At 73.6% G+C, this 10,588-nt stretch carries 10 protein-coding genes; 6 read left to right on the top strand and 4 right to left on the bottom strand.

Annotated features, from left to right (window positions below; genetic code table 11):
• Positions 1-32: 32 nt before the first annotated feature.
• A complete protein-coding gene (gene xylA, locus D1825_RS02760; protein ID WP_118765955.1) occupies positions 33-1,220 on the bottom strand; it encodes a xylose isomerase in 1,188 nt (395 codons plus the stop codon).
• Between the two features lie 77 nt (positions 1,221-1,297).
• On the opposite strand from xylA, the gene D1825_RS02755 reads away from it, so the two are divergent.
• The 6 genes from D1825_RS02755 (at position 1,298) to D1825_RS02730 (ending at position 9,337) form a co-directional block, all read left to right on the top strand.
• Positions 1,298-2,476 carry an ROK family transcriptional regulator gene (locus tag D1825_RS02755; protein ID WP_118765954.1) on the top strand — a complete coding sequence of 393 codons (1,179 nt, stop codon included), beginning with the start codon at positions 1,298-1,300 and terminating at the stop codon, positions 2,474-2,476.
• A gap of 39 nt (positions 2,477-2,515) precedes the next feature.
• The gene (locus tag D1825_RS02750; protein ID WP_199721474.1) at positions 2,516-4,219 is read left to right on the top strand and encodes a SulP family inorganic anion transporter; all 1,704 of its coding nucleotides are present in this window, start codon (positions 2,516-2,518) and stop codon (positions 4,217-4,219) included.
• 49 nt (positions 4,220-4,268) lie between these two features.
• Positions 4,269-6,077: an alkyl/aryl-sulfatase gene (locus D1825_RS02745; RefSeq protein WP_118765952.1), complete on the top strand. Its 1,809-nt coding sequence runs from the start codon at positions 4,269-4,271 to the stop codon at positions 6,075-6,077.
• 52 nt (positions 6,078-6,129) lie between these two features.
• Positions 6,130-7,119 carry a lactonase family protein gene (locus tag D1825_RS02740; RefSeq protein ID WP_118765951.1) on the top strand — a complete coding sequence of 330 codons (990 nt, stop codon included), beginning with the start codon at positions 6,130-6,132 and terminating at the stop codon, positions 7,117-7,119.
• Positions 7,120-7,223: 104 nt separating this feature from the next.
• Complete coding sequence (locus tag D1825_RS02735; protein WP_233549583.1) at positions 7,224-8,528, top strand: glycosyltransferase; 1,305 nt, start codon at positions 7,224-7,226, stop codon at positions 8,526-8,528.
• Between the two features lie 68 nt (positions 8,529-8,596).
• Positions 8,597-9,337 carry a phosphoglyceromutase gene (locus D1825_RS02730; RefSeq protein ID WP_118765949.1) on the top strand — a complete coding sequence of 247 codons (741 nt, stop codon included), beginning with the start codon at positions 8,597-8,599 and terminating at the stop codon, positions 9,335-9,337.
• Positions 9,338-9,392: 55 nt separating this feature from the next.
• Here the strand turns inward: D1825_RS02730 and D1825_RS02725 are convergent, their stop codons facing one another.
• From D1825_RS02725 to D1825_RS02715, 3 genes are all read right to left on the bottom strand, one after another.
• Positions 9,393-9,743: a hypothetical protein gene (locus D1825_RS02725; protein ID WP_118765948.1), complete on the bottom strand. Its 351-nt coding sequence runs from the start codon at positions 9,741-9,743 to the stop codon at positions 9,393-9,395.
• Between the two features lie 48 nt (positions 9,744-9,791).
• A complete protein-coding gene (locus D1825_RS02720; protein ID WP_118765947.1) occupies positions 9,792-10,187 on the bottom strand; it encodes a VOC family protein in 396 nt (131 codons plus the stop codon).
• Between the two features lie 34 nt (positions 10,188-10,221).
• Positions 10,222-10,588 (bottom strand): phosphate signaling complex PhoU family protein (locus D1825_RS02715; protein ID WP_325051455.1); only part of this gene is annotated, 367 nt, incomplete at its 5' end.

Here is a 10,588-nt window from a genome sequence, read left to right as displayed (position 1 = left end):
GGTGGCCGCCCGGACGCCGGGGTGGGAGTGGGTCAGCGGGCGCCGAGCGCGTGCTCGAGGGCCAGCTGGTTGAGCCGGACGAAGCCGAAGCCGCGCGCGGCGACCGCGTCGACGTCGAGGTCCTCGTACGCGCTGCGGTCGGCCAGCAGGTCGGCGAGCGTCTCGCCCTCGGCCAGCGTCGGCTGCGAGAGCTCGAGCACGCCCGACTCCTCGAGCGCGGCCTGCACCTCGGGGTCGGCGCGGAACGCGAGCGCCCGCTCCTTGAGCAGGAGGTACGTCGACATGTTCGCCGCGGCCGAGTCCCACACGCCCTGGAAGTCCTCGGTGCGCGAGGGCTTGTAGTCGAAGTGGCGCGGGCCGTCGTACCGCGGGCCGCCCGAGGGGAAGCCGTTCTCGATCAGGTCCACGGTCGCGAACGCCGAGAACAGGTCACCGTGGCCGAACACCAGGTCCTGGTCGTACTTGATGGACCGCTGGCCGTTGAGGTCGATGTGGAACAGCTTCTCGGCCCACAGCGCCTGGGCGATGCCCGACGTGTAGTTGAGGCCGGCCATCTGCTCGTGGCCCGTTTCCGGGTTGAGGCCGACGATGTCGCCGTGCTCGAGCTTGGCGATCAGCGCCAGCGCGTGCCCGACCGTCGGGAGCAGGATGTCGCCGCGGGGCTCGTTGGGCTTGGGCTCGATCGCGATGCGCAGGCCGTAGCCCTTGTCCTTGATGTACGCGGCGACGGTGTCGATGCCCTCGGCGTAGCGGTCGTGCGCGGCGTTGAGGTCCTTGGCGGAGTCGTACTCCGCGCCCTCACGCCCGCCCCACATGACGAACGTGTCCGCGCCGAGCGACGCGGCGAGGTCGACGTTGCGGATGACCTTGCGCAGGCCGTAGCGGCGCACGCGGCGGTCGTTCGACGTGAAGCCGCCGTCCTTGAAGATCGGGTGGCTGAACGTGTTCGTCGTGACCATCTCGACGGTGATGCCGGTCTCGGCCAGCGCGCCGCGGAAGCGGTCGAGGATCTTGTCGCGCTCGGCGTCCGACGAGCCGAACGGGACCACGTCGTCGTCGTGGAACGTGACGTGCGAGGCGCCCAGCTCGGCGAGCTTGTGCACGGACTCGACCGGGTCGAGCCACGGGCGGGACGCGGAACCGAACTGGTCCTGCGCGTTCCAGCCCACGGTCCACAGGCCGAAGGAGAACTTGTCATCGGGGGTGGGCTTGCGCACCATCACGCGACCTCTCAACGTTGAGACGGGATTAGTTGTATGAATGAACTTATGCCTGTGAGCGGCTAGGGTCAAGTCCCATGAGGGCGACAGCGGCGCGGCAGGGCAGCCTGCGCGAGCACAACCTGGGGCTGGTGCTGCGCACCGTCCTGGACGTGCGCGCCGCGCACGAGCCGCCGCCCTCGCGCGCCGACGTCGCGGCAGCGACCGGGCTCGCCAAGGCCACGGTCTCGGCGCTCGTCGACCGTCTCGTGGCCGGTGGTCTGCTCGCCGAGCTCGCCCCCGCCGCGCCGCTCCGCGCGGGCCGCCCGGCTGTGCCGCTGACCGCCCCGACGGCCACGCTGGCCGCGATCGGCACCGAGATCAACGTCGACTACCTCGGCGTGCGCGTCGTCGACCTCGCGGGCACGGTGCTCGACGAGCGCATCGCGCGGACCGACCTGCGCGGCAGCGACCCGGCGGCGACCCTCGCGGTCCTGGGGAGCCTCGTCGAGGAGGTCGCCGGAACGGCCCCGAGCCTCGTCGGGACCGCGCTCGCGCTCCCGGGCCTGGTCGACCGCTCGTCGGGCGTCCTGCGCCTGGCCCCCAACCTCGGGTGGCGCGACGTCGACGTGACCCGCGCGCTGAGCGAGGCGTCGCCCACGCTCGCGGCGCACCCGCCGATGCTCGCCAACGAGGCCGACCTCGCCGCCCGGGCCGAGTCCGCGGCGCGGCACGTGGCGGGCCAGGACCGGCCGAGCTTCCTGTACGTCTCGGGGGAGATCGGCATCGGCTCGGCCCTCGTGCTCGACGGCGAGCTGTTCGGCGGCCGGCACGGGTGGGCCGGCGAGGTGGGGCACACCGTCGTCGCCGACGGGCGCACCCTGGAGCAGGTGGCCGGCCAGGACGCGATGCTCCGGGCGGCCGGCCTGGAGCCGGGTGCCGGGCTCGATGCGCTCGTCGCGGCGGCTGAGCGCGGCAGGGCCTCGGCCACGGGCGCGCTCGAGGTGGCGGGCAGCGCGCTCGGCCTCGCGCTCGCCAACGTCGTGAACGTCGTCGACGTCTCCGACCTGGTCCTCGGCGGTACCTACGCGCGCCTCGCACGCTGGCTGCGCGAACCCGTCCTGGCCGCCCTCCGCTCGCACGTCCTGGCCGCGCCCTGGGCCGAGCCGCACGTCGACGTCGCGCTCGCGGGCGAGCTGCCGGCGATGACCGGCGGCGCGCTCGCCCAGCTGGGTCGCGTGCTCGCCGACCCCGCGGACTGGTTGTCGGAGCCCTGACCTGAGACAACGGGCGCGCACCCTGGCATGCTCGCGAGCGTGACCACCGAGGAGCCGGGCCCCCGCCCCGCGACGAAGCCGAAGCTCGGCCGGCCGACCCCGCGCGACGCGGTGTCCGGCTTCGTCACCGGCCTGTTCAGCATCCCCGAGGGCATGGCCTACGCCAGCATCGGCGGGTTCGCGGCGCCGCTCGGGCTCTACTCCGGCATCGTGCCGACGATCGTCGGCTCGGTCTTCGCGCGGACCGTGCTCATGGTCACGACGCTGACCAGCGCCATCGCGCTGTCGTCGCAGAGCGTCATGGCCTCGGCGGGACTGAAGCCGGGGGACCTCGGCGCGCTCGCCACGCTCGCGGTGCTCGTCGGCCTCGTCATGCTGATCCTCGGCCTGCTCAAGCTCGGCTCGGTGATGTCGTTCGTCTCGACCGCGGTGATGACCGGGTTCACCACGGGCATCGCGCTGCAGATCATCACGGGCGTGCTCAAGGACGCGACGGGCTACAGCCCGCAGAGCTCCAACACGCTCGGCAAGGTGGTCGACTCGTTCGCGCACATCGGGTCGTGGGATCCCCTGACCACGGCGGTCGCCGCGGGGACGGTCGCGGTCTGGGCGCTCGCCCGGACGGTCAAGCGGCTCGAGTCGCTCGCGACCCTCGTCGCGCTCGTCGTCGCCACGGTCGTGGCCGTCGCCGCGAACTTCGACATCGAGCGCGTCTCCGACATCGCGGCGATCACCCGCACGCTGCCGCCGTTCAGCCTGCCGGACCTCTCGGCGATCCCCGACCTGGCGACGGGGGCCATCGCCATCGCGCTCGTCGCGCTCGCGCAGTCGGCCGGCATCGGCGCCGCCGTGCCCAACCCCGACGGCACCCGCCCCGACGCGTCGAAGGACTTCACCGCGCAGGGCCTGGCCAACATCGCCGGAGGCTTCTTCTCCGCGCTGCCCACCGGCGGCTCGCTGTCCCGGACCGGCGTCGGCACGAGCGCGGGCGCGCGGACCCGGTGGTCGGGCATCTTCGCCGGCATCTGGCTGCTGGTCCTCGTGCTGGCGGTCGGGCCGGTCGCGGGGATCATCCCCATGGCGGTCATCGGCGGCCTGCTGCTCGTCATCGGCGGCGAGCTCGTGTGGGGACGCAGGGCCGACATCGCCCTCGTCGTGCGGACCTCGTGGCTCTCCGCGCTCGCGATGCTCGTGACGTTCCTGGCGACCACCGCGCTGCCCCTGCAGGACGCGATCTTCCTGGGTGCCGGGCTCTCGATCCTGCTCTACGCGGTCGAGGTCTCGAAGAGGGCGCGCATCGTCCAGCTCGTCCCGGACGACGACGGCGGGTGGCGGCTCGAGGACGCGCCGGCGACCCTGCCGAGCGGGCGGACGACGGTGCTGCACGTGGTCGGCTCGGGTTTCTTCGCCGAGGTCGGCCGGCTCGAGGAGGAGTGGCCCGACACGAACGGCGCGCGCGACGCCGCGGTGGTCCTGTCCGTGCGGGGCGCGACCGGGATCCCGTCGTCGACCCTGCTCAAGGCGCTCGAGCGCGTGGCCCGCCAGCTGCGCGACCAGGGCAACGTCCTGGTGCTCGCCGGCGTCTCGGGACCGACGCGCGAGCTGCTGGCGCGCAGCGGGCTCGTCGACGTGCTCGGCGACGCGGTCGTCGCGGAGTCCTCGGTGGTGCTGGGCGCCGTCCGCGAGGCGTATGACCTGGCCGAACGTCGTCGCACGGAACGTCCCGAGCGTTCAGCAACCTGACAGGTGTGACCCCTGCCCGGCGGGTCCAATGTCGTGGTTGTGTGGGTCCATGACGCTCCCCGAGCCCGACGAGGCCGACTTCATCGCCACCCAGCGCGGCAAGATCGCGGACCTGACACCCGACGTCGTCCTCGGCGACGACGGCCACGTGGTCTGGGACACCCACCGCTACGACTTCATCCAGGGCGACTGCCCGCCCACGGCCAACCCGAGCCTCTGGCGGCAGGCGCAGCTGACGGCGGTCGGCGGCCTGTTCGAGGTCGTCGAGGGCGTCTACCAGGTGCGCGGCTTCGACATCTCGAACATGTCGTTCGTCGAGGGCGACGAGGGCGTGGTCGTCGTCGACACGCTGATGTCGATGGAGACCGCGGCGGCCGCGCTGGCGCTGTACCGCGCCCACCGCGGCGAGCGTCGCGTGACCGCGCTGATCATCACGCACTCGCACGCCGACCACTACGGCGGCATGAGCGCTGTCGCCGAGGAGGGCACCGAGATCTTTGCGCCGCACGGCTTCCTCGAGCACACCGTCTCGGAGAACGTGTACGCGGGCTCGGCCATGTCGCGCCGAGCGGTCTACATGTACGCGGCCGACCTGCCGGCCGACGCGACCGGCCAGCTCGGCGCCGGCCTCGGCATGGCGACGTCGAACGGCAAGCTCTCGCTCGCCGCGCCGACGGTCGACGTCACCGAGACGGGCCAGGAGGCCACGGTCGACGGCGTCCGCATGGTGTTCCAGGTGACGCCGGGCACCGAGGCGCCCGCCGAGATGAACATCTGGTTCCCCGACCGCAAGGCGCTGTGCATGGCCGAGAACGCCACCCACACGCTGCACAACTTGCTCACGCTGCGCGGCGCCGAGGTGCGCGACCCGCGCGGCTGGGCCCGCTACCTGCACGAGTCGCTCGAGCTGTGGGGCGACGAGGCCGAGGTCGTCTTCGCGTCCCACCACTGGCCGACGTGGGGCATCGACGGCATCCGCTCGTTCCTGTCGACCCAGCGCGACATGTACCAGTACCTGCACGACCAGACGCTGCGCCTGATGAACCAGGGCCTGACGGGCATCGAGGTCGCCGAGCGGCTCGAGATCGCGGGCGGTCTCGAGGGCGCGTGGAGCGTGCGCGGCTACTACGGCTCGGTCAGCCACAACATCAAGGCGATCTACCAACGCTACCTCGGCTGGTTCGACGGCAACCCCGCGCACCTGTGGGAGCTGCCCCCGGAGGACGAGGGCGCACGGTTCCTCGAGCTCGTCGGCGGCGCGGACGTCGCCTTGGCCAAGGTCGAGCAGCTCGTCGCGTCCGACGACCCGGCCGACTGGCGCTGGGCCGCGACCGTGGCCAGCCACGTCGTGTTCGGCGGCGGGGACGACGAGCGGGCGCGCGAGCTGCTCGCCCGGGTGCTGACCAGGCTCGGCCACGGCGCGGAGAACGCCACGTGGCGCAACTTCTACCTGCGCGGCGCGCAGGAGCTGCGCGGTGACATCGCCGCCCCGCCGCCCAACCTGTCCACGCCCGAGGTGCTGGCCGCGCTGACGATCACCCAGCTGTTCGACTCGATCGGCGTGCGCATCGACGGCCCCCGCGCGGCGTCGGACTCGCTGTCGATCGACTGGGTGCTGCGCGACCAGGACCTCACCTACCGCACGATCCTGTCCAACGGTGCGCTGATCCACGCCGCGAAGGGCGCCCGGGACGCGGAGCCGGACCTCACGGCGACGCTCACGAAGCCGCTCCTGCTGCGCCTGCTGTTCACGCAGCAGCACGACGGCATCACGTTCCAGGGCGACGCGGGCGTGCTGGTACGGCTGCTGTCGTACGTCGACGAGGTGTCGAACACGTTCCCGATCGTCACGCCCTGACGCCGCGGACCCCGGCCCGCGCAGGCGGGTCGGGGTCGTAGGCTCGTCGGCCGTGACCCACCTCTGGATCGGTACGTACCCGTCGGCCGGCGCCGGCACGCCCGTCGGCCTCGGCGAGGGCGTCTGGACCGTCGAGCTCGACCCCGCGACGGGCGAGCTGAGCGAGCCCCGCCAGGTCGCGACGTCCCCGTCGCCGTCCTTCGTCGCCGCGCACCCGAACGGCCGGGTCGTCTACGCGGTCAACGAGCACACCGACGGCACCGTGACGGCGTTCGACGTGACCCCCGACGGGCTCGTCGAGCGCGGGGTGGTGCCGTCCGGCGGCGACGACCCGTGCCACGTCGTGGTCGACGGCCGCACGCTCCTGGTCGCCAACTACAGCTCGGGCACCCTGGCCGCGATCCCGCTCGACGAGGACGGAGCCTTCGCCGGCGACGCGACCGTGTTCGGGCACGAGGGGAGCGGGCCGAACGCCGAGCGGCAGGAGGGGCCGCACGCGCACTTCGTCGCGCTCGACCCTGCCGGAGTGCACGTGCTCGTCGTCGACCTCGGCACCGACGAGATCCGCCGGTACGCGCGGACCGCGGACGGCCTGCGGCCCGACGGCATCGCCGCGACGTTCGCGCCCGGCACCGGCCCGCGGCACCTCGCGTTCGCGGCCGACGGGCGGCACGCGTACGTCGTCGGCGAGCTCGACAACTCGATGCACGTCCTCGCATGGCCCGCGGGCACGGAGCTGCAGCGCGTGCCCGTCGCCACGGACTCGCTGCTCGCGCACGTCCTGCTCGACGGCGACCGCCTGCTGGTCGGCGTGCGCGGCGGCGACGTCATCGCGCGGCTGTCGGTCGGCGACGACGCGCTGCTCACCCCGGTGGCCGACGACGACCTGCCCGGCTCCTGGCCCCGGCACCACGAGGTCGTCGACGGCTGGACGATCGTGGCCGAGCAGATCGGCGGCGCGCTGACGGCGCTCGGGCCCGACGGGTCGGTCGCGTCCCGCCTGCCGCTGCCCGCCCCGGCCTGCATCGTGCCCATCCTCTGAGACGTCGCGAGGTCCCGGAGCGAGCACCGCTGCGCTGCGGGAGAATGGGTCTAGAAGACCGCCCGCCGACAGGAGCTCACGTGACCCGCGCACCCCGCGTCGCCATGCTCTCGGTGCACACCTCGCCGCTCGAGCAGCCCGGCACGGGCGACGCCGGCGGCATGAACGTCTACGTGCTGGAGCTCTCCCGCGCGCTCGCGGCTCGGGGCGCCCGCGTAGAGGTGTTCACGCGCGCGACCTCCTCGGAGCTGCCCGAGACCGTGGTGCTGCCGGGCGCGGATGCGTCGGGCGTGCGGCTGTCGCCCGACGAGAGCCGCGCGGTGCTCCTCGCCGACGACGTGCCCGCGGGCGTCGTGCCCCCCGTGCTCGTCCACCACGTGCCGGCCGGACCGTTCGAGCGGCTCGACAAGAACGACCTCCCGGGCGTCCTGTGCGGCATGGCCGCCGGCGTCCTGCGCACCGAGTCGGCCCGCCGTCCCGGCTGGTACGACGTCGTCCACTCGCACTACTGGCTCTCCGGCCAGGTGGGTCGCATCGCGGCCGACCGCTGGGAGGTGCCGCTCGTGCACACCGCGCACACGCTCGCGCGGGTCAAGAACGCCGCGCTCGCGCCGGGCGACGAGGCCGAGCCCGCCGCGCGCGAGCTCGGCGAGGAACAGGTGGTCGCCGAGGCCGACGCGCTGGTCGCCTCGACCCCGGCCGAGGCGCGCGAGCTCGTCGAGCTCTACGGCGCCGACCCCGCGCGTGTGCACGTCGTCGAGCCGGGCGTGGACCTGCGCCGCTTCGCGCCCGTGCCCGCGGCGGACCGCGTCGCCGCGCGCCGCACGCTCGGGCTGCCCGTCGACCGCGACATCGTGCTGTTCGCCGGCCGTGTGCAGGCCCTCAAGGCGCCCGACGTGCTCGTCCGTGCGCTCGGCGTCCTGCGCGAGTCGGGCCGGCCCGTGCCGCTGCTCGTCGTGCTCGGTGGCCCGTCCGGCCGCTCGACGTCGGTCCGCGAGCTGCTCGCCCTGGCCGCCGTGACGGGCGTGGCCGACGACGTCATGGTCCGGCCGCCCGCGGACCGCGACACCCTCGCCAGCTGGTACCACGCGGCCGACCTCGTCGCCATGCCCTCGCGCTCGGAGTCCTTCGGGCTCGTCGCCGCCGAGGCGCAGGCGGCGGGCGTGCCCGTGGTCGCCGCGGCGGTGGGCGGCTTGCGCTCGATCGTCGACGACCGGGTCTCCGGCCTGCTGGTCCGCGGCCACGACCCGGCGCGCTGGGCCGACGAGCTCGCGGGCCTGCTCGCCGACCGGCCCCGGCTGCTCGCCTACGGGGAGGCCGCGCGCCCGGTCGCGGAGCGGTTCGGCTGGGACACCGCGGCCGACCAGCTGCTCAAGGTCTACGCGGTCGCCCGGGAGCCGGGGCGCTAGTGCTGACCCTGCGTCCCAGGGACTGACGTCCTTGCGACGCACGCCCCGGGCTGCGGCAGGATGAACCCATGACCTACACCCTCGTGCTGCTCCGCCACGGCGAGAGCGAGTGGAATGCCAAGAACCTGTTCACCGGCTGGGTCGACGTGGCCCTCTCGGAGAAGGGCGTCGAGGAGGCCAAGCGCGGCGGGACGCTGCTCACGGACGCGGGCGTGCTGCCCGACGTCGTGCACACGTCGCTGCTGCGCCGGGCCATCACGACGGCCAACCTGGCCCTCGACGCCGCTGACCGCCACTGGATCCCCGTCAAGCGGTCCTGGCGCCTGAACGAGCGTCACTACGGCGCGCTGCAGGGCAAGGACAAGAAGCAGACGCTCGACGAGTACGGCGAGGAGCAGTTCATGCTCTGGCGCCGCTCCTACGACTTCCCGCCGCCGGACATCGAGCTCGGCTCGGAGTTCTCGCAGGACACGGACCCGCGCTACGCCGGCGAGCCCATCCCGCGCGCCGAGGCGCTCGAGCAGGTCCTCGTGCGTGCGCTGCCCTACTGGGAGTCCGAGATCGTCCCCGACCTCCAGACGGGCAAGACTGTCCTGGTCGCCGCGCACGGCAACTCGATCCGCGCCCTGGTCAAGCACCTGGACGACGTCGACTCGGGCACGATCGCCGGGATCAACATCCCGACCGGCATCCCGCTGCTCTACACGCTCGACGAGGAGACGCTCAAGCCCACCAACCCGGGCGGCACGTACCTCGACCCCGACGCCGCGGCCGAGGCCATCAAGGCCGTCGCCAACCAGGGTCGCTGACCTTCTCGCGGACGCCCCGGTCACCCTCTCGCAGGGTGGCCGGGGCGTCGTGCGCTCAGGCGAACATCCCGCGGTCCGCGCCGGTCAGGGCGGCACCGACGAGGCCGACGACGAGGCACGCGGCGAGCGCGAACCACCGCGCGCGCCGGGACGCGCCGCGCAGCGCGAGGACGATCGTGGCGAGCGTCGTGACCCCGATCGCCGCCACGGCCCACCACGCCGTGGGGTGGCCCCGGTCGGGCTCGCAGCCCGGCGGGGGTGGGTAGACCAAGGGGCAGGTGATCGGCCAGACCGCGGCGTAGAAGACCAGGTTGAGCGTGACGACCCCGATCAGCACCGCGGCGACGATCGTCCGCACCGACACCCGTCGGCCCGTGCCCTGCGCCAGCGTGCTCGCCCCCGTCATGGCGCGATTCAAGCAGGTCCGACGCGTGCGCGTGCCCGGTTTGCCCGGTCACCTCTCCTCGAAGATCGTGACGGCCACGCCCTCGGGCCCGGCGAGCCGCGCGTTGAGCGAGTCCCAGGGCGTGCGCACGGGCGGGGCGACGACGACGGTCCCGGCGGCCTCGAGGCGTCGGGTCGTCCCGTCGGCGTCGTCGACCTCGAAGGCCAGGCGCAGCGCCGGCGGCTCGCCGTGGACGCCCTCGACCCGCTCGATGTACCGCGCGTGCGGCTCGTCGGTCAGCTCGAGCGTCGCGCGCCCTGCCTCGAGGATGACGACCCGGCCGTCGGGGTCGCTGAAGGCGTCCTGCTCGGTCATGCCGAGCGCGTCGCGGTAGAACGCCACCGCCGCGTCGAGGTCGGCGACGGTCAGGACGAGGCGGAGCTGGCGGACGGTCGGATCGCTCATGCGACCCGACCGTACGCCGGGAACCCAGACGGCCTCAGGAGGCGGAGCGGTCCAGCTCGTCGGCGTTGACCCCGGTGACCAGGTAGACGACGCGCTTGGCGACGGAGACCGCGTGGTCGCCGAACCGCTCGTAGTACCGGCCCAGCAGCGTGACGTCGATCGTCTCCTGGGGGCTGCCGACCCACGACCCGCCGAGGAGGGCGGTGAACGTGTCCTCGTGCAGCTCGTCGAGCAGGTCGTCGTCCGACTCGATGCTCTCCGCGAGCGCGAGCTCGCGGTTGGTCAGCAGCGTCGACGTGCGGCGTGCCACGCGGACGGCCGCGTCGTGCATCTCGGCGAACGTGCCGGACATGCTCTGGGGCACGGCCTGGCGCGGGTAGCGGCCGCGCGCCACCTGGGCG

This window comes from Cellulomonas rhizosphaerae (genome assembly GCF_003470205.1).
GTDB classification, from domain to species: Bacteria; Actinomycetota; Actinomycetes; order Actinomycetales; family Cellulomonadaceae; genus Cellulomonas; species Cellulomonas rhizosphaerae.
This window is presented reverse-complemented; position numbering and strand designations above follow the sequence as displayed.